Annotated in this window: 17 protein-coding genes and 1 pseudogene; 7 read left to right on the top strand and 11 right to left on the bottom strand. The window is 64.6% G+C overall.

Translation table 11 applies throughout. The annotated features are described in order from the left end of the window. Positions 1-32 precede the first annotated feature (32 nt). The 6 genes and pseudogenes from E1956_RS19035 to glyA all read left to right on the top strand — a co-directional run bounded on the left by E1956_RS19035 (position 33) and on the right by glyA (position 6,938). On the top strand, positions 33-941 hold the full coding sequence (locus tag E1956_RS19035) for a dihydrodipicolinate synthase family protein (protein ID WP_134751914.1): 909 nt from the start codon (positions 33-35) through the stop codon (positions 939-941). Next, a pseudogene (locus tag E1956_RS19030) lies at positions 941-2,441 on the top strand (aldehyde dehydrogenase). The gene E1956_RS19035 and the pseudogene E1956_RS19030 overlap by 1 nt, the downstream one beginning before the upstream one ends. 125 nt (positions 2,442-2,566) lie before the next feature. Beyond that, positions 2,567-3,478 carry an aromatic amino acid DMT transporter YddG gene (gene yddG / locus E1956_RS19025; protein WP_134751912.1) on the top strand — a complete coding sequence of 304 codons (912 nt, stop codon included), beginning with the start codon at positions 2,567-2,569 and terminating at the stop codon, positions 3,476-3,478. A gap of 75 nt (positions 3,479-3,553) precedes the next feature. Further along, the gene (locus tag E1956_RS19020; protein ID WP_134751909.1) at positions 3,554-4,279 is read left to right on the top strand and encodes a GntR family transcriptional regulator; all 726 of its coding nucleotides are present in this window, start codon (positions 3,554-3,556) and stop codon (positions 4,277-4,279) included. 185 nt (positions 4,280-4,464) lie between these two features. Next, complete coding sequence (locus E1956_RS19010) at positions 4,465-5,499, top strand: GlxA family transcriptional regulator (RefSeq protein WP_134751907.1); 1,035 nt, start codon at positions 4,465-4,467, stop codon at positions 5,497-5,499. Positions 5,500-5,690: 191 nt separating this feature from the next. Then, positions 5,691-6,938 (top strand): serine hydroxymethyltransferase, encoded by a 1,248-nt coding sequence (gene glyA / locus E1956_RS19005; protein WP_134751905.1) that lies wholly within the window; start codon positions 5,691-5,693, stop codon positions 6,936-6,938. 135 nt (positions 6,939-7,073) lie between these two features. Here glyA and E1956_RS19000 read toward each other — a convergent pair whose 3' ends face one another. The 11 genes from E1956_RS19000 to E1956_RS18950 form a co-directional block, all read right to left on the bottom strand. After that, positions 7,074-8,009, bottom strand: a complete 936-nt coding sequence (locus E1956_RS19000; RefSeq protein WP_134751903.1) for an electron transfer flavoprotein subunit alpha/FixB family protein — start codon at positions 8,007-8,009, stop codon at positions 7,074-7,076. 19 nt (positions 8,010-8,028) lie between these two features. Next, complete coding sequence (locus tag E1956_RS18995) at positions 8,029-8,778, bottom strand: electron transfer flavoprotein subunit beta/FixA family protein (RefSeq protein ID WP_134751901.1); 750 nt, start codon at positions 8,776-8,778, stop codon at positions 8,029-8,031. A 74-nt stretch (positions 8,779-8,852) separates the two neighbouring features. Further along, positions 8,853-10,016 (bottom strand): porin, encoded by a 1,164-nt coding sequence (locus E1956_RS18990; RefSeq protein ID WP_134751899.1) that lies wholly within the window; start codon positions 10,014-10,016, stop codon positions 8,853-8,855. Positions 10,017-10,150: 134 nt separating this feature from the next. Continuing rightward, entirely contained in the window at positions 10,151-10,987 is an 837-nt protein-coding gene (locus E1956_RS18985; protein WP_134751897.1) for a substrate-binding periplasmic protein, read from the bottom strand. A 73-nt stretch (positions 10,988-11,060) separates the two neighbouring features. Continuing rightward, positions 11,061-11,723, bottom strand: a complete 663-nt coding sequence (locus E1956_RS18980) for an amino acid ABC transporter permease (protein WP_028218750.1) — start codon at positions 11,721-11,723, stop codon at positions 11,061-11,063. After that, positions 11,720-12,361, bottom strand: a complete 642-nt coding sequence (locus E1956_RS18975) for an amino acid ABC transporter permease (protein ID WP_134751895.1) — start codon at positions 12,359-12,361, stop codon at positions 11,720-11,722. Before E1956_RS18975 ends, E1956_RS18980 begins: the two co-directional genes overlap by 4 nt. Continuing rightward, complete coding sequence (locus E1956_RS18970; protein WP_134754597.1) at positions 12,362-13,135, bottom strand: amino acid ABC transporter ATP-binding protein; 774 nt, start codon at positions 13,133-13,135, stop codon at positions 12,362-12,364. A 241-nt stretch (positions 13,136-13,376) separates the two neighbouring features. Next, on the bottom strand, positions 13,377-13,895 hold the full coding sequence (locus E1956_RS18965) for a MarR family winged helix-turn-helix transcriptional regulator (RefSeq protein ID WP_167760071.1): 519 nt from the start codon (positions 13,893-13,895) through the stop codon (positions 13,377-13,379). 19 nt (positions 13,896-13,914) lie between these two features. Further along, positions 13,915-14,961 carry an ornithine cyclodeaminase family protein gene (locus E1956_RS18960; RefSeq protein ID WP_134751891.1) on the bottom strand — a complete coding sequence of 349 codons (1,047 nt, stop codon included), beginning with the start codon at positions 14,959-14,961 and terminating at the stop codon, positions 13,915-13,917. 39 nt (positions 14,962-15,000) lie between these two features. Further along, positions 15,001-16,326 carry a M24 family metallopeptidase gene (locus E1956_RS18955; protein WP_197732899.1) on the bottom strand — a complete coding sequence of 442 codons (1,326 nt, stop codon included), beginning with the start codon at positions 16,324-16,326 and terminating at the stop codon, positions 15,001-15,003. A gap of 199 nt (positions 16,327-16,525) precedes the next feature. Further along, positions 16,526-18,562 (bottom strand): NADH:flavin oxidoreductase, encoded by a 2,037-nt coding sequence (locus E1956_RS18950; protein ID WP_134751889.1) that lies wholly within the window; start codon positions 18,560-18,562, stop codon positions 16,526-16,528. 286 nt (positions 18,563-18,848) lie between these two features. Here E1956_RS18950 and E1956_RS18945 point away from each other — a divergent pair, with 286 nt between their 5' ends. Further along, on the top strand, positions 18,849-19,475 hold the full coding sequence (locus E1956_RS18945; RefSeq protein WP_134751887.1) for a TetR/AcrR family transcriptional regulator: 627 nt from the start codon (positions 18,849-18,851) through the stop codon (positions 19,473-19,475). The last annotated feature ends 74 nt before the right edge of the window (positions 19,476-19,549 follow it).

Here is a 19,549-nt window from a genome sequence, read left to right as displayed (position 1 = left end):
CACGGCAGTTTTGAATTTTGCGGAACACCATCATGAACTTTGAAGGCATCTACACCCCGGCCATCACCCCCCTCACCGAAGCCGGCGAGATCGACAAGAAGGCCTTTGCCGAAGTGCTCGAATCGCTGATTGCGGCGGGCGTCCACGGCATCATCATCGGCGGCTCGACGGGCGAGTACTACGCGCATACTGCGCAGGAACGTTTCGACCTCGGCAGCCTGGCCAGGGAAGTGATCGGCTCGCGCGTTCCCTTGATCATTGGCACCGGCGCCGTGCGCACCGAAGATTCCGTCGAATATGCGAAGGCGGCCAGGGCGATCAAGGCGGATGCGATTCTCGTTGGCTCCCCGCCCTACGCCTTGCCGACGGAACAGGAAAATGCCGAGCACGCGCTCACGATCGATCGCGCGGCGGATCTGCCCATCATGCTCTACAACTATCCGGGCCGTATGAGCGTCTCGATGGGCCGCGAGTTTTTCCGCACCGTTTGCGAAGCGTCGAAGAACTTCGTCGCGATCAAGGAAAGCTCGGGGCAAACCGGACAGTTGCACATGCTGGCGCGCGAATTCCCGAATCTCGGCCTGTCGTGCGGCTGGGACGACCAGGCGCTCGAATTCTTCGCGTGGGGCGCGCGTAGCTGGGTCTGCGCCGGCTCGAATTTCCTGCCGCACGAGCACATCGCACTGTACCAGGCCTGCGCGGTGGAAAAGGACTTCGACAAGGGCCGCCGCATCATGTCCGCGATGTTGCCGCTGATGGACTTCCTCGAAGGCGGCAAGTTCGTGCAGTCCATCAAGCACGGCTGCGAAATCGTGGGGCTGCGCAGCGGCGGCGTGCGCGCGCCGCTCAAGGCGCTCAATGAAGAGGAAAAGCAGCAGTTGCAGACCGTCGTCGCGGTACTCAAGCGCGAGGTCGCTTCGGTCGTTGGAGGTGAGGCCTGATGTCTTCTCTGCTCAGCGCATCGGAATACGCGGCGCTAGCCGCGAAGCTGCCGTTCCCGACCCAGGCATTCATCGACGGCGCTTTCCAGCCGTCGAGCTCGGGTGAGACGTTCCAGACGACCAACCCGGCCACCGACGCGGTGCTCGCGCAGATCGCCGCGTGCAACGCCGCCGATGTCGATTTCGCGGTCGCGAAGGCCAGGGCGGCGTTCAAGGACGGCCGCTGGCGCAGCCTGCCGCCGTCGCGACGAAAGGCGATCCTGCTGAAGTTCGCCGATCTGCTCGAGCAACACGCGCACGAGCTCGCGACGATGGAGAGTCTCGACAGCGGCAAGCCGATCCGCGAATGCCAGAACACCGACGTTGCCGAGACGATCCATACGATTCGTTGGCATGCCGAACTGATCGACAAGATCTACGACTCCACCGCGCCGGTGGGCGCGGGCGCGCTCGCTGGTCGTGCGCGAGCCCATCGGCGTGGTCGGCCTCGTGCTGCCCTGGAATTTCCCGCTGCTGATGCTCGCGTGGAAAATCGGGCCGTCGCTCGCGGCCGGCTGCTCCATCGTCGTGAAGCCGGCGAAGGAAACCACCTTGACGGCCCTTCGCGTGGCCGCGCTCGCCCACGAAGCGGGCGTGCCGGCTGGCGTCTTCAATGTGCTGCCCGGCGGCGGCAAGGACGTTGGCGAGCCGCTTGGCCGGCACCCCGACGTCGACATGGTCAGCTTCACCGGCTCCACCGAGACGGGCCGCCGCTTCCTGCACTATGCGGCCGAGTCCAATCTCAAGCGCATCGTGCTCGAATGCGGCGGCAAGAATCCTGCCGTGGTGCTCAGCGACGCGGACGATCTGGACGCGGTTGCGCAGCACGTCGTCAACGGTGCGTTCTGGAACATGGGCGAGAACTGCTCGGCGTCGTCGCGCCTCATCGTGCATGCGAGCGTGAAGGACGAGTTGCTGCAACGGATCGGCGTGCATATGCGCGAGTGGAAGATGGGGGACCCGCTCGATCCGGAGCACCGCATCGGCGCGATGGTCAGCAAGGCCCATTTCGAGAAGGTCCGCTCGTATCTCGACCAGGCCCAGGCCGAACAATTGCCCATCGCATTCGGCGGCGACACGCAGCACGGCATTTTCGTCGAGCCGACCGTGGTCGACGGCGTCGGCCAGAACAGCCGCCTGTTCCAGGAAGAGATCTTCGGCCCGGTGCTCTCGGTGACGACGTTCAACGACATCGACGAAGCGATCGAACTGGCCAACGACTCGGTCTATGGACTCGCCGCCTCGGTCTACACCAGCAATCTGAATCACGCGATCCGCCTCTCGCGCGAGATTCGCGCCGGGGTCGTGACGGTCAACTGCTTCGGCGAAGGCGATGTCACGACGCCGTTTGGCGGCTACAAGGAGTCGGGCTTCGGCGGACGGGACAAGTCGGTCTGGGCGCACGACCAGTACACCGAGATCAAGACCATCTGGATCGACGTGCCGGCGGTGAGCGCGTAAGCGCGTTGGTACGCAGTTAAAGCGCTACCGGTTGTGACCATTCACGATGGTCGCGACCGGCCATGCCACGTTGGCCGCCGCGGCGCGCCGTGGCGGCCCGGCATCATCACAAGCAGGTTCGAAGTATGAAAAACAAGGACACGGCCACGCTGATCGGCCTCGTCGCAATCATGTTGTGGGCGTCGGTCGTCGCTCTCATCCGGGGTGTCAGCGAAAGCCTTGGCGCCACCGGTGGCGCCGCCATGCTGTACACGGTGGCATCGGTCTTTCTCGCCTTGACCGTGGGCCTCCCCAATCTCAGGCAATTTCCGCGCAATTACCTGCTCTGGGGCGGCCTGCTATTCGTGGCCTACGAACTGTGCCTGTCGCTGTCCATCGGCTATGCCGACAACGGCAGGCAAGCGATCGAAGTGGGCATGGTCAATTATTTGTGGCCCACTTTCACGCTGGTTTCGGCCATCGTGTTCAACAAGCAGAGGGCCAACCTGCTCGTCGTGCCCGGCTTCGTGCTTTCGATGATCGGGATCGGCTGGGTGCTCGGCGGCGATCACGGCATCGACTTGCCGGGCATGCTGGAGAACGTCGAGGACAACCCTCTGAGCTACGGCCTGGCGTTTTCCGGCGCGTTGATCTGGGCGGCTTACTGCACGGTGACGGCGCGCATGGCGAACGGCAAGAACGCCGTGACACCGTTCTTCATCCTGACGTCCGCGCTGCTTTGGGCCAAGTATGCGATCGATGGCGGCGGCGCGATGCAGTTCGACGTTCACGCGATCGTCTATCTGCTGCTCGCCGCCGCTGCGATGGGCTTCGGCTACGCCGCATGGAACATCGGCATTCTGCAAGGCAACGCCACGGTACTCGTGGGCGCGTCGTATTTCATCCCTGTGCTCTCCGCAGCCGTGGCCGCGCTGCTCCTGCACGCTCCCCTGTCCGAGCCGTTCTGGCACGGTGCGTTGATGGTCTGCGGTGGATCGATGCTCTGCTGGATGGCCACGCGCCCCCGGCGCGAATTGGGGGCAGACTTGCATTCATAGCGCCGCCAGTGCGCGTCGTATGGTGAATTTTCGTCCGGCGATTTATAGTACACAGAAAGTAGACAGAGAATTTCGATGAAACAAAGCCCCGACGAATCCCCGCTCGACACGACCGTTCCTCTCGACCGCAAGGCCGTGCTGGCCGACACCCTGCGCCGCCGGATCGTCAGCATGGAGTTGCAGCCAGGCGCCGTAGTCGACGAACTGGCCCTGTGCGATGAATTCGGTCTGTCGCGGCCGCCCGTGCGCGAGCTCATGCGCCAGATGGCCGCCGAAGGCTATATCGAGCTGGAAGCCAATCGCGCGGCGCGCGTCTCGTCGATGAACTACCACTCGCTGCGCAGTTTCTTTCTGGCTGCACCGCTCATTTACGTCGCGACGACGCAACTGGCGGCGGCCAATGCGAACGCAGCGGACATTGCCAGGCTCAAGGAAATCCAGAAACGGTTCCGCCAGGCGATCGATGCAGACGACGTGGACAATCGCGTGCTCTACAACGACCAGTTCCATCTCGAGATCGGCAGGATGGCGCAGAACGATTATCTGATGCCCAGCCTGCGGCGTCTTTTGATCGACCACGCGCGACTTGGCAAGACGTTCTACCGCTACCCCGCCTCCGAAAGCATGCAGCATGAAATGCATCAGGCGGCGAACCAGCACGACGAGATCATCGACGCCATCGAGCGCCGCGACGCCGAGCGGGCCGGCGAGCTCGTGAAGGCGCATTGGGAGCTTTCGCGCCGTCATATGACGGACTATGCGATTCCAGAAGGGCTTGAGGTACCGCTGAGCTTCGCCTGATCGGCGCGGCATCGGCGGACCGTGTCCGAGGCGCGTTCGCCGAACATGAAGCGATAGTCCTGGGCAAAGCCGCCTAGGTGCAAAAAGCCCCATTTCATGGCGGCGGCTGTGACCGAATCACCGGCGCGCAACGCGTGGCATAGCCGCTTCGTGAGCCACGCAGCGTCGTTCAACTTTGGTTCTCCATGCCGGACCTGATCGCCCCCACCCACCCGGAACCGGTACGGCCGCTTCGATTCGGCATCGTCCTGTTGCCGAATTTCACGTTGACGGCCTTTTCGGGTTTCGTCGATCTCCTTCGCCTCGCAAGCGACGACGGAGACATGAGCCGCCCCGTGCGCTGCACCTGGACCCTCGTCGCGGAATCGCTCGTGCCGATCCGCGCGAGCTGCGGCATTCAGGTGACCCCGTGGGTCACGTTCGACGAAGCCGGCGCGTTCGACTACCTGGTGGTCGTGGGGGGATTGCTGCATTCGGGCCCCTCGGCGAGCGACGCGACGCTGCGCTTCATCCGCGCGACGGCCGCCACCTCCGCGACGATCGTCGGCATCTGCACGGGTGCGTTCGCGCTGGCACGCGCGGGCATCATGCAGGACTACCGCATCTGCGTGAGCTGGTTTCACTACTGGGACTTCGTCGAACGCTTTCCCGACATTCCCGAAGCCAGCCTGATCGCCGACCGGCTCTTCGTGATCGACCGCCGGCGCATCACCTGTTCAGGCGGCCGCGCATCGATCGATGTCGCCGCCGCGATTCTGCTACGGCATTTCGACGCCAGCATCGTCCAGAAAGCCCAGCGCATCCTGATCGTCGACGATGCCCAGCGCGGCAGCGCCCCGCAGCCCTACCCGCCAGGTCTCGATCCCGCTTCGCATCCCAAGGTGCGCCGGGCCATACTCGTGATGGAGCAGCACATTGGCAATCCGCTCGCGCTCCCGGAGCTCGCACGGCGCGTGGATACCTCCGTGCGGCAGCTCGAACGACTATTCTTTGCCGAGACCGGCAAGTCGCCTAACGTCTACGGACGCCAGATGCGCCTGCGCATGGCCGCCTGGATGCTGAGCGCCTCCGACCGCACCATCGCCGATATCGCGATCTCCTGCGGATTCTCCGACGCCTCGCATTTCGGCCGCGAATTTCGCAAGACATTCGACGATTCGCCGGGCGCGTACCGCATTGCGCGCTCGCACGCTCACGAAGCGGCTGTTGTTGCCGAATGACACAAGTGCGGCATATCCCTGGGGCTTGTCGCAAACGTTCTATCCCGCCGGCGTCGCGTGCTTTCAAATAACGTCAACGCGGCCATCGCGCTGCGAAGCAAGGCGCGCCAGAGAATGCGCTGGAACCTGAGAGAAAGATCGGGCGCAAGCCGACACTGTTGTTGTCTCGTCAAACCGCAACTGGAATAGACATGTTCAATAGAACCGCCTCGACCGTCGAAAACGTCGATCCCGAACTCTTCAAGGCGATCGAACTCGAGAACCGCCGCCAGGAAGAGCATATCGAGCTCATCGCGTCGGAGAACTACACGTCCCCGGCGGTCATGGCCGCGCAGGGTTCGCAGCTCACCAACAAGTACGCCGAAGGCTATCCCGGCAAGCGCTACTACGGCGGCTGCGAATATGTGGACGTCGTCGAGCAGCTCGCGATCGACCGCGTGAAGGAACTGTTCGGCGCGGAAGCCGCCAACGTCCAGCCGAACTCGGGCTCGCAGGCCAACCAGGGTGTGTTCTTCGCCATGCTCAAGCCGGGCGACACCATCATGGGCATGAGCCTCGCGCACGGCGGCCACCTCACGCACGGCTCGCCCGTCAACATGTCGGGCAAGTGGTTCAACGTCGTGAGCTACGGCCTGAACGAAGCCGAAGACATCGACTACGAAGCCGCCGAGAAGCTCGCACAGGAGCACAAGCCGAAGCTGATCGTGGCGGGTGCCTCGGCGTTCGCGCTGCGCATCGACTTCGAGCGTCTTTCGAAGATCGCGAAGAGCGTGGGCGCGTATTTCATGGTCGACATGGCGCACTACGCGGGCCTCGTTGCCGCGGGCGTCTACCCGAACCCGGTGCCGTTCGCCGACTTCGTCACCACGACCACGCACAAGAGCCTGCGCGGCCCGCGCGGTGGCGTGATCCTGATGAAGGCCGAATACGAGAAGCCGATCAACTCGGCGATCTTCCCGGGCATCCAGGGCGGTCCGCTCATGCACGTGATCGCAGGCAAGGCGGTGGCGTTCAAGGAAGCGCTCTCGCCGGCATTCAAGGAATACCAGCAGCACGTGGTCGAGAACGCACGCGTGCTGGCTGAAACGCTGGTCAAGCGTGGCCTGCGCATCGTCTCGGGCCGCACGGAAAGCCACGTGATGCTGGTGGACCTGCGCGCGAAGAAGATCACGGGCAAGGCTGCCGAAGCCGTGCTGGGCGCCGCGCATATCACGGTGAACAAGAACGCGATCCCGAACGACCCGGAAAAGCCGTTCGTGACGAGCGGCATCCGCCTCGGCTCGCCGGCGATGACCACGCGTGGCTTCGGCGTGAAGGAAGCCGAGCAGGTGGGCAACCTGATTGCCGACGTGCTCGACAATCCGGAAGACGCAGCCACGATCGAGCGCGTGAAGGCGCAGGTCGCCGAGCTGACCAAGCGGTTTCCGGTGTATGGCTGAAGCCTGCGCGCGGGACGGTGGCGTAAGCGGACGCCGATAGCGACCTGGACGCTTCGTATCTCGCGGCAAGGCCATGCTTGAGCATGGCCTTGCAACGTCATCGCTCACGGTGCGCGTGGCCTTCTGCCGTTCGGACTACTCCAGACTGTCGGCCAGTTGCGGAACCGCAGTGAAGAGGTCGTCGACAAGGCCGAAGTCGGCAACACTGAAGATCGGCGCTTCCTCGTCCTTGTTGATCGCCACGATGACCTTCGAATCCTTCATGCCCGCCAGGTGCTGGATCGCACCCGAGATGCCCACCGCAATGTACAGTTGCGGCGCGACGATCTTGCCGGTCTGCCCCACCTGGTAGTTGTTCGGGACGTAGCCTGCATCCACTGCCGCGCGCGACGCGCCCAGCGCGGCCTGCAGCTTGTCGGCCAGCGGCTCGAGCACTTTCGTATAGTTCTCGCCGCTGCCCAGACCCCGGCCACCCGAGACGATGATCTTTGCGCTCGTCAGTTCGGGGCGGTCGAGCTTCGTCACTTCACGGCTCACGAAATGCGACACGCCCGCGTCCGCCGCTGCGTCGATGCTCTCGACCGATGCGCTGCCGCCAACGGCTGCAACGGGATCGAAACCCGTCGTGCGAACCGTGATCACCTTGATCGGATCGCCCGACTGGACCGTTGCAATGGCGTTGCCTGCGTAGATCGAGCGCTCGAAGGTGTCGGCGGAATCGACTGCCGTGATATCCGAGATCTGCGCGACATCCAGCTTCGCCGCAATCCGCGGAGCGATGTTCTTGCCATAGGCCGTGGCCGGGGCGAGGATGTGCGAATAGTGCTTCGCAACGCCCAGCACAGTCGCTTCGACGTTTTCCGCAAGGCCAGCCGCCAATTGCGGCGCGTCGGCCAGCAACACCTTGCTCACGCCGGCGATCTTCGCAGCCGCATCGGCGGCAGTCTGTGCGTGATGTCCCGCGACCAGCACGTGAATCTCACCGCCGATCTTCTGCGCCGCTGCCACCGTGTTCAGCGTCGCTGCCTTGATCGACGTGTTGTCGTGTTCGGCAATCACCAGATTCGTCATTTCGTTCGTCTTCCTGTATTTACAGCACCTTGGCTTCGGTCTTCAGCTTCTCCACCAGCGTCTTCACGTCCGGCACCCTCACGCCGGCCGCGCGCTTCGGCGGCTCCGTCACTTTCAGCGTCTTCAGACGCGGCGTCACATCGACACCCAGATCTTCGGGCTTCACGGTTTCCAGCGGTTTCTTCTTCGCCTTCATGATGTTCGGCAGCGTCACGTAGCGCGGCTCGTTCAGGCGCAGGTCGGTGGTCACCACCGCAGGCAATTTCAAGGAAAGCGTTTCCGCGCCGCCGTCGATTTCACGGGCAACCGTGGCCTTGCCTTCTGCAATCGTGACCCTGGAAGCAAAGGTGGCTTGCGGCAGACCCGCCAACGCGGCCAGCATCTGGCCCGTCTGGTTCGAGTCGTCGTCGATCGCCTGCTTGCCGAGAATCACCAGTTGCGGCTGCTCCTTCTCGACCAGCGCCTTCAGGATCTTCGCTACGGCCAGCGGCTCGACGCCATCGTTCGATTCGACGAGAATCGCGCGGTCCGCGCCAATCGCGAGCGCCGTGCGCAGCGTTTCCTGCGCCTGCGCGACGCCGACCGACACGGCGACCACTTCGGTTGCAACGCCCGCTTCCTTCAGGCGCACCGCTTCTTCCACGGCGATTTCATCGAACGGATTCATCGACATCTTCACGTTCGCAATGTCGACGCCCGTGTTGTCCGACTTCACGCGGACCTTCACGTTGTAGTCGACCACTCTCTTGACTGGAACCAGAATCCTCATCGTCATTCCCATATGAATGCAGGGGCGCGCAGTCGCCATGCAACGCAGCAGGCTTGCCACGGGCCCCGCAAGGTTTAGAACAGGTGATACATCCCAATCCGCAACGCGATCTGATGGTTGTTGCTCGACGCGTCGCCAACCACGCCATCGAAAATGGCGGCCTGCGACGCCGCCCCGCCGGCGCGCTGATAGACCCCCATCGCATAGATCGACGTGCGCTTCGAGAGCGCGTACGACGTCGTGAGGCCGGCCTGATGGTAGATCGGCACGGCGTCCGAGTAGCCGATATGCCCGTGCGTGTAGGTGTACGCGCCGCCCACCGACCAGGCGGTGGTCAGCGCGTAGCGGGCCCAGATTTCGTAGTTGTCGAAGCGGACCGTCGAAGTCGTACCGTTCGCCTGATCGAAGCGCGTGTCGGTGAAGTCGGCTCCCACCGTCGCCTGGCCGAATGCATAGCTCGCTCCAATCCCGGCTACCTGTTCGTTCTCCGGATTGCCGACATAGCTGAACGGGCCGGCCGCGCCGATCGCCGAACCTGTTGTGTTGGGCACAAAGTCGCCGTCCGTGAACAGCAGCGCCGGGTTTTTCGCGTACAGATACGCCGCCGCCACATTGACCGACGCGTTCGAGTAGCTCGCGCCGATGCTCCACATGCCGGTCGTGCCGCGGCCCGGCGCGGTCGAGTTCGTGAACGAATACATGCCGCCAAACGTCAGGCCGCCGATGTTCGGGCTCGCGTACTTGATCGCGTTGTCGACACGGAACGAGTTGTCGGTGTTGTCGATGTCGCCCGCATGCACGAACGGGCCACCGAACTGGCCAGGCGCCGTCAACGGCTGCAGGTAGTCGACGACCGAATCGTACTGGCGGCCGAACGTCAGCGTGCCGAGCCGCGTGTCCGACAAGCCGACGTAAGCCTGCCGGCCGAACAGGCGGCTGCCCTGGAGCATCTGCCCGTTCACGGCGCTGAAGCCGGATTCGAGCTTGAAGACCGCCGCAAGGCCGCCGCCGAGATCCTCGCTCCCCCTCAACCCCCACCGGCTTCCATAGACGCCGTCATAAGAGCCGTCCTGCATGTGCCACAGCGATTTGCCCCCGCTGTTGTTCGTATAGTCGATGCCTTCGTCGATCGCACCATAGAGCGTGACGCTCGACTGCGCCTGCGCCGCGGCCGAGCAGGCGGCGAAGGTCGACGCGATGGCCATCGAGCGGGACAATCGCCATATTCTTCTGTTCATTTGTTATCCTAATTGATTTGAATGCTGTGAGACGTGCTTCGGTAACGTGTGTCGGTTCAATACGGGATTAAGGACGATGGCGCGACCTCGCCGCGAATCTCGGATCGCGGCGGCCGCAGGCACATCCCTTCCGGTTACTGAATGATCCGCGGCGCGCCAACGTCCGCGGCCGACGTCGAGAGGCCGTAAGTCTTGAGGATCCGCCCAATCTCCCCGGACTGGCGCAGCGCTTCGATATTGGCGCTGAGCGCGGTGCCGAGCGCGGCATTCGCTTTCGTGTAGAGCAGCGCGGTCTGTCCCGGCTCCAGCGTGGCGGGCACGCGCGGGTCCGGCTTCACGAGCATGATCTTCATCGACGGATAGCCGCCCTTCGTCTGGTTGTACTGCGAGACCGCGTAGCTGTCGGTGCCGGCGTCGATGCGGCCGGCGGCCAGGTCCTGCGCCATCGCGACCGGATTCGGATAAACCACGAGCGAGCTGCCGAGCAGCTTCTGCAGATCGCCGGTCCATAGATAGCCTTGCACGGTCCCGACCCGCTTGCCGACGATGCTCCCTACGGTGTCGACGCCCTGCTTCGAGATCACCGCCATCTGGTCGAGATACATCGGGCCGCTCAGGCCGAGCACCTTCGCGCGATCGGCCGTGCGATACCAGTCGCCGAGGCCGATATCGGCGCGCCGCGACACGACCGACTGCACGACGGCGGCCGGATCGACGACCGAGACCGCGATCTTCAGGCACTCGCGCGCCGCAATCTGCTTGACGATCTCGCCATCGACACCTTTGATGTCCTGCGTGCCGGCCGGGATCGAATACGGCGGGAAATCCCACACGGCAACCGACAAGGTGCCGGGCCGGATCGTCTCGAACTGGTGCGCGGGCTTGCAGGCCTGGGCGTGGGCGGTGGCGCCGAGGCCGGTGAGACACAGGCCGACGAGCGCGATCGAAAGGCGGCGCATTGGTGATGTCATGAGAATCTCCCCAAGAAAGCGTGGCAGGTTGAAAGTGCGGAAATGTGCGAATGACGCAATGGGCGGAACAGGATCAGCGGACCGCGTGCCGTCCCAGACGGCGCTCGAGCGCCGATACGGCAAAGGTCGCGGGCACGCAGATCAGTGCGAACATCAGGCCCGCGAGCAGCAGCACGGGCATGTATTCGAACGTCGACGAACCGATGCTCGATGCGCGGCTGACGAGCTCGGGCAGCGCGATCGTGAAGCACAGCGAGGTGGCCTGCAGCATCATGATCGAGAAACCGAGCAGCGCCGGCAGCGCGACACGCAAGCCCTGCGGCACGATCACGAAGCGCAGCGCATCCACGGCGTTCAGTCCGATCACCGCGGCCGCCTCCTTCTGGCCATACGGCACCGCGTCGAAGCCCGCACGGATGATCTCGCTCGTGTAGGCGCCGGTGCAGCACGCCAGCGCAACCACGGCGGAGAGAAACGACGACAGCGTCAGCCCCGCATTCGGCAGTCCGAAGTAGAAGAACTGCAGCAGGATCAGCGCCGGCGCGCCGCGGCCGATCTCGACGAACACGAGCGCGGCGCCGCGTATCGCCTTCTGCTGCATCGACACGCACAGCGCGAGCACGAGGCCGAGCGGAATGCCGATGCCGATGCTCAGCGCGGTGACTTCGAGCGACAGACGGTAGCCGCCGAGCAGGTCGGGCAGCCAGGATAGCCAGAGATCGAACATGGCGCTCATCGCGACACCCCGGAACGAAGATGAAGATCGGCCCAGCGCGACAGCCACGCGACCGGGAGACTGAGAACGATGTACAGCAGCGCGGCGGCCGCGTAGACGCCGAATCCGCTGAACGTCTCCTGCGACACGTGATAGGCCTGGAACGCGATCTCGCCCACGCCGATCGTCGAGGCCACCGCCGAATCCTTGAGCAGACCAATCAGGTAGGTCGCGGCGGTCGGCAGCGCGACGCGCACCATCTGCGGGAGAATCACGTCGCGAAACTGCTGGATACGCGTGAGGTTCAGCACCTTCGCCGCCTCGTACTGCCCCGGATGAATCGCGGTCAGCGCGCCGCGGTAGACTTCGGAGAGATTGGCCGCGGTCACGAGGCCGAGGCCGAGCGCGGCCGCCGCGAACGGGCTGAGCGGCAGCAAGTCGTTGCCGATCCCGAAGAACACGAAGAACAGCCAGACGATGGGCGGCACCGACCGGCAACCGACGACGATGGCCGTCGCGATCGTGCGCGCAAGCGGATTCGCGGCCCGGCGCATCGCGCACAGCGGCAACCCCAGCACCGCGCCGATGGCGAAGACCGTGAGCGTCAGCGCGATCGTCCACGGCACGCCGGCGAGAATGGCCCAAAGATGGTCGATCATTTAGCGGTCCCTCACGGCATTCAGGAATTTCGCGGCGCGCTCGGTCCGCGGGCGGCCCATCACGACCTCGCTCGGCCCGGATTCGAGGATCCTGCCGTCGGCCATGATGATCACGCGGTCGGACACTTTCTCCGCGAAATGCATCTCGTGCGTGACGACGATCATCGTCATGCCGGACGCGGCGAGCTCGTTCATCACCGCGAGCACTTCGAGGCCGAGTTCCGGATCGAGCGCCGAGGTCGGCTCGTCGAACAGCATGATCTCGGGATCGAGCGCAAGCGCACGGGCGATCGCAATGCGCTGCTGCTGGCCGCCCGAGCAGCGCACCGGATACTGCGCGGCCTTGCTCGCGAGACCCACGCGCTCGAGCAACTCCATCGAACGCTTGTCCGCTTCAGCGCGGCTGCGGCCCATCGTGCGCTCCTGCGCGAGGCTGACGTTGCGCAGCACGCTCAGGTGCGGGAACAGGTTGAACGACTGGAACACCATGCCGATGCGGCGGCGCAACGTCACGAGCTCGCGGCGCGCGGGCGCCTGGTGCGCTTCGATCGTCACGTCGCCGATCGTGACGCGGCCTTCGGTCGGCGGCTCGAGCTGGTTGATGCAGCGTAGCAGCGTGCTCTTGCCCGACCCGCTCGGGCCGATGATCGCGATCACTTCGCCCGCATGCATCGAGAAGCTGACGTCCTGCAGCACGCGGTGCGGGCCGAACGTCTTGCCGACGCCCTCGACGCACAGGATCGGTTGCATGCCGGGCCGGCTCGTATGCAGCATGCCGGCTTCGGGTTGCAAGGGAGGGGGGACAATGCTGTTCATGGGAGCTTCTCCGTCGACGGCTTTCAAGGCTTGTCTCCAGGTCGATGCACGCCTGGCGATCCGCAATTCAGTTGATAAGTACAACGATATGAATTTATGGATGCTATTTAACGCATCCAATATTTTGAGCTCAAGCGATCGTTTTTCATCATGTCTTGAGCGGCACGCATCAACTCGGGTGCGTGCCGCTCAAGAGCGCTCACCACGTATGACGCGTGCTCATCAGCTTGTTGAGGATGCGATCGAGCGCGGCACGCTCGTCCTCGTCGAGCGCGCGCAGCATCAGCGTCTGCCGGTCGAGCGAGACGGGCAGCACCTGCTCGTAAAGCCGTTTGCCGCTTTCGTTCAGCGCGAGCCGGATCTCGCGCCGGTCGTCCGCGTTCGTCTTGCGGCGGATCATGCGCCGTTCCGCGAGCCGGTTCACGGCGCGGCTGATACTGTTCTTCGGCCGCCCCGTCACCTCGCAGATCTTCTTCGCCGTCATCGCACCCACGGTCGCGAGACAGGCGAGTACGTTGAATTCGTCGCGGCTGACGTCGAACGTCTCCAACATCTCCGCGAAAATCGGCTCCGTGTAGTAGTTCGACCACAGCGTCATCCGCCATGCGTCGTTCAGCGGGCCGTTCGTGACGATCGCGTCGAACACGGCGTCGCCAGCCGTTGCCTCGTCGCGATCTTCGGTGTCGTTGTCTTCGGGCTCGATGCCGGGTTCTTTCATCGGGAACAGCTCCATCGGGTCAATGGTCGGACCGCGTGCGGCAATCTTCGGGCGCTTCGCCCAGGCGGCTCAGCCAGTCGGCGAACATCAGGTCCAGATGCCCGCCACCGCCGTTCTTGAACAGCGTGATGTCGGCATCGTGCTGCCGGCCCGCGACGCGGCCGCTGCAAAGGTCGAACAGATCGCCCACGATGTCGGTAGCCGCGATCACGCCCGCTTCGAGCGGCTGGCGAATGTCGCCGCAGTGCTCGGTCACGAGCGCGCGGTGATCGACGTAGATGCGCGAGCGCAGCAGCGCCGCGTCGTTCGCTTCGCGCATCGCCGGCGTGTAGCCGCCCACCAGATCGACGTGGCAGCCGGCGCGCAGCCACGCGCCATCGATCACGGGCGACATCGAAGGCGTCACGCAGACGACGAGATCGGCTTCGCGAACGCTGCGCTCGAGATCCTTGACCGCGCGCACGTCGGCACCGGGGGCGTCGCCCGCCGCTTCGTCGGCGAGCCGTGCCGCACGCTCCGGGTTGCGGTTCCAGATGTCGATGCGCCGCAGCGTCGGAAACTCGGCCGCCATCACGCGCAGATGCGTCTGCGCCTGCGCGCCCGCGCCGACTATCGTCAGCGTCCGCGGGTCGCGTCGCGCGAGCAGGCGCGCACCAAGCGCGGAATCGGCCGCCGTCTTGAAGCGGGTGAAGGCATTGCCGACGATGATCGCGCGGAACCGGCCAGTTTCGGCATCGCTGAGCAGGACCGCGGAATGCACGGTGTCGGCCGAACCATCCGCACGTCGGCCGTTATCCGGCGAGATCGACACGACTTTCGTGCCCGTCGTGCCGTCGCTTGCCCCACCGAGCCAGATCAGCATCTCGGCATCATCGCGCGCCACGCGCGGCACCGTCGCGTGCAATCTCGCGAGTGGCGACCACGCGCGCCGGTGAGCCGCTTCCAGCGCGTCGATCATCTGCGTGGGCGGCACGCGGCTCAGCACCGCATCGGCGTCGATCAACCGGGGCAACTGAGGCAACTGAGGCAAGGGGCTCGACATCATCATGGGCAATCGGCTTGTCATGTAACGAACTGGGGCGGGCAGAAAGGGGGCGCGCCCGGCTTATGCGTTCCGGTCCGCGATCAACGGCGTGGACGAAAGCGCAATCGCACCGGTCGGCGTGATCAGCACCTGCTCCTCGAGCTTGACGCCTTCGGCGCCGCCCTCCTCGCCGATATAGCTCTCGACCGACACGACCATGTTCTCCTCGAACGTGCCGTCGTACCCCCACGCGTCGAAATCGACCGCGTACGCCACGCTCGGGTATTCGTCGACGAGCCCCACGCCGTGCAGCATCATCATGTAGCGGTTGTGCACATAGCGATCGGGAACCGGCCAGCAGCGCTCGGCGAACTCCCTGAACGTGACGCCTGCGCGCAGCAGTCCTAAGTTATGCTGAATCTGGTCTTCCGCGTAGCCGAGCAGGTTGCGCTGGTTCGCGGACACGCCGTGCCCCGGGCAGACGAAGCTGCGCGAAATATCCGAGAGGTAGCCGCCCGGCCCCACCATGTCGGTGTCGAAGCAGACCATGTCCCCTGCTTCGATCACGCGGTTCGTCGCGTCCTGGAACCACGGGTTCGTGCGCGGCCCCGACGAGAGCAGCCGGCTCTCCGCCCACTCGCCGCCGTGCGCGATGTTGGTCTCGTGAAAGACGCTCCACAGCTGGTTCTCGGTGATGCCCGGGCGCAGCGCCTCGCGCATGCGCGCGACGCCGAGGTCGCACACGCCCATCGAGACACGATGCTGCGCGATCTCCTCGGGCCCCTTGATGAGGCGGGCCTGCTCGGTCAGCGGTTGCGCGTCGAACAACGAGATGCCGAGCCGCGTCAGGCGTTCGGCGCCCCACGGGTCGCAGCGGTCCACGGCGAGCCGCAGGTTGCCGCCGCCGTGCGTGCGCAGGAGATCGGTGATTTCGTGCGCCCACGCATCGGCTTTCTCTTCCACACGCGGACCGGCGAGAAAGTAGATCCACGGCGTCGCCGGACGGATCTCGTCGATCGACTCGATGCCCTCGCTGTTGTGCTTGCTGCTCGTGAAATCGAACAGCACGAGCGGGCCGTCGGTGGCGATGAACACGTAACGGCTCGGCGAATGCATGACCCACAGGCCGAGATTGTTCGTATCGGTCGCATAGCGGATGTTCAGCGGATCGGCGAGCAGCATGCCGGCGTAGTCGTGCTTGCGCAGTTGCTCGCGCAGTCTCTCGACACGATACGCACGCAGCGCGCGGCGATCGATGGCGTCGTACGCGTCGAGCAGCGCGCGATCGACGGGCGCGACGCGCTGGCCCTGCACCAGTGCGTCGCGCCGATAAGCACGGCCGTTCGCGGGCTCGCCCGACGGCGAGGAAGCAATGGTGGAGGCTTGGAGTGCAGTGTCAACGATCACGGCGGCTTCCTTCAGGCTGGAGTGTGAGCGCTCGCAGTGGAGCGCGGACTCGACGCATTGCGACACATGGCACCGCATTGCCTGTTGCAATGCAGATTAGTCCCGTATGGAACCAACTGTCAATGCGCCAAAAATGATGTTTACCCTTGCATGGCGACGCGACTTGCCGGGACCGCAAACGCCCCGGCAAGCGTGCGCATTACAGGTCCTTGACGAGCCGCAGCGCGTCGTAGATCGCAGCGTGCGTGTTGCGCGCGGACACTGCGTCGCCGATCCGGAACAGCTGGAAGCGGCCTGCCGGATTGCGGCTCTCGACCTGCGGCTTGCCGTCGATCAGATCGTCGTAATTGACGGCGCCGAGGTTGCTCGACTGCGGCTTGAGCGCGAAATACAGCTCGTCCATCGGGATCGTGCCGTGATTGACGACGATCTGGTCGTAGCGGCGCTCATTGCGGATGCCGCCGTAGTCGCTGCCGACGATCGCGACGAGGTCGCCGCCTTCGCGGCGCACGGCTTCGAGCCGGTAGGTGACCGTGAACTTCGCATCGAGCTTCTGCAGCGAGCGCATGTACGGCACGAGATTCATGCTCATCACTTCAGGAGCGAACGAACGGTCGGGCGTCATGATCTCGACCAGGCCACCCGCCTGCGCGATCGCCTCCGCGGCCTGGAGCGCCGGGTGGTCGCCCGCGTCGTCGTAGATCAGCACGTTGCGGCCCGGCTTCACGTCGCCGGAGAGGATGTCCCACGCGGACACCACATGCTCGACGCCCTCGCTCAGCACGTTGACGTCCGGCATGCCGCCCGTCGCGACGATCACGACATCGGGACGCTCGTCGAGCACGATGGACGCATCGGCCCACGTGTTGAACGCGAAGCGCACGCCGAGCCGCTCGCACTGCGCCATGCGCCAGTCGACGATGCCGAGCATCTCCTTGCGGCGCGGCGTCTGGGCCGTCAGCCGGACCTGCCCGCCCGGATGACTGGTCGCTTCGAACACGACCACGTCGTGCCCGCGCTCCCCGGCGACGCGCGCCGCCTCGAGACCGGCCGGACCGGCGCCGACGATCACGACCTTGCGCTTCGCCGTTGCCGGCGCGATCGTATGCGGCATCGTTGTCTCGCGCCCGGTGGCCGCGTTATGGATGCAGAACGCGGCGCCCCCCTGGTAGATCCGGTCCAGACAATAGTTCGCGCCCACGCAGGGACGAATCTCGTCCTCGCGGCGCTCGATGATCTTGCGCACGATATGCGGGTCGGTCATGTGCGCGCGCGTCATGCCGATCATGTCGACCTTGCCCGACGCGATCGCGTAGCGCGCGGTAGGCACGTCCTGGATGCGCGCCGCGTGGAAGGTCGGAAAGTCGGTGGCGCTGCGAATCTCGCCCGCAAAATCGAGGTGCGGCGCGCTCTGCATGCCCATGATCGGGATGATGTCGGTCAGGCCCGCATCCGTTTCGAGGTGACCGCGGATCACGTTCAGGAAGTCGATCAGGCCGCTCGACTTCATCGCCATCGACAACTGGAGCCCCTCTTCCCTCGTCATCCCGCCGGCCATCATTTCATCGGCCGTATAGCGGACCCCTACGACGAACGCCTCGCCGACCCGCTCGCGAATCGCGCGCAGCACGTCGAACGTGAAGCGCATGCGGTTTTCGAGCGAGCCGCCGTACGGTGCGTCGAGCGTGTTCGTGAGCGGCGACCAGAACTGATCCATCAGGTGTCCGTACGCTTCCAGTTCGATCCCGTCGAGGCCGGCGGCCTTCATCCGTTCCGCCGCGTCCGCGTAGTCGCGCACGATGCGCTCCCGGTCCCACTCCTCGAGCTTCTTCGGAAACGCGCGGTGCGCGGGCTCGCGCGCATGCGAGGGCGACACGGCCGGCAGCCAGTCGCCTTTGTCCCAGCGCGTGCGGCGGCCCAGATGCGTCAGCTGGATCATCACCTTCGCGCCGTGCTCGTGGCACTCGTCGACGAGATCCTTCATCCAGGGCACGACCTCGTCGCGGTACGCGAGGATGTTGTTGAAGACCGGCGGGCTGTCCTTGGAGATCGCCGCGGAGCCGGCCGTCATCGTCAGCGCGATGCCCGCCTTCGCGCGCTCGACGTGGTACGCGCGGTAGCGCGCCTTCGGCATCCCGTCTTCGGCATACGCCGGCTCGTGCGACGTTGTCATGATGCGATTGCGAAACGTCAGATGTTTGAGGGTGTAAGGCTGCAGCAGCGGGTCGGTCGACATGGGATTCCTCTGGATGGGAACGGAAGCGTGATTCGTGACTGCCTGACGTGGATGCCTGTCGCAAGTCAGGTTAGAATCACTGTACATATGTGTCAAGATATCAAAACAGATGTGTACAGTAAGCTCGGGAAACCCCGTATCAAGGGCTGGGCCAGCCTTTCCGGCCTGGGCCGGCTTTATCGGCCTGGTTCAGCCCTTGCGGCCGCTGCCGTTGCGCGGTGCGGCACAATGCAGGTTGCGCAGTGCGCAGCCGATCGACGATTTTGACCGGGAGGACGTTTGCCAGATGGAAGAACCGATTGCAGCCGAGAACATCCGCGGATCCGCGGACACATGGCTGGATGCCGCGACGGAAAGCCTGCTCGAGAGCGGCATCGAATCCGTGCGGATCTTGCCGCTCGCGAAGAAGCTGAACACGTCGCGGACGAGCTTCTACTGGTTCTTCAAGGACCGGGAAGAATTGCTCGCCACGCTGCTCGAACGCTGGAAGGCGAAGAACACCGTCAACTGGATCGCGCGCACGCAGGCCTATGCGGACACGATTTCGGAAGCCGTGCTGAACGTGTTCGACTGCTGGTTCGACGACGCGATTTTCGACAACCGCTACGAGGCGGCCATCCGCAGTTGGGGGCAGCAGGCGCCCGAGATCGCCGCCGAGCTGGCCGACGCGGACGCGAAGCGGATTGCCGCGTTGACGGCGATGTTCGAGCGCTTCGGCTATGCGCTGCTCGCCGCACAGGTGCGCGCCCGCACGATGTATCTGACACAGCTCGGCTACGTGTCGATGAAGACGACCGAGCCGATGGACGAGCGCATGATGCGAATTGCTACGTATGCCGAAGTATTTACCGGCGCGCCGCCGTCTGAGCGCGAGATGCAGCGCTTCTTCGCTCGCCGTGGACCGGCGGTCTAGCGCGAACAAAAAAGACGGGACGAATGACGACGGGCGGCCGTTGCCGGCCGCCCGTCGTTCCCTGCTCTACTGAC

The sequence above is a fragment of the Paraburkholderia pallida genome (genome assembly GCF_004524855.1).
In the GTDB taxonomy this organism is placed as follows: Bacteria; Pseudomonadota; Gammaproteobacteria; order Burkholderiales; family Burkholderiaceae; genus Paraburkholderia; species Paraburkholderia oxyphila.
The sequence above is the reverse complement of the archived record's forward strand: the minus strand, read 5'-3'. Positions and strand labels throughout refer to the sequence as shown.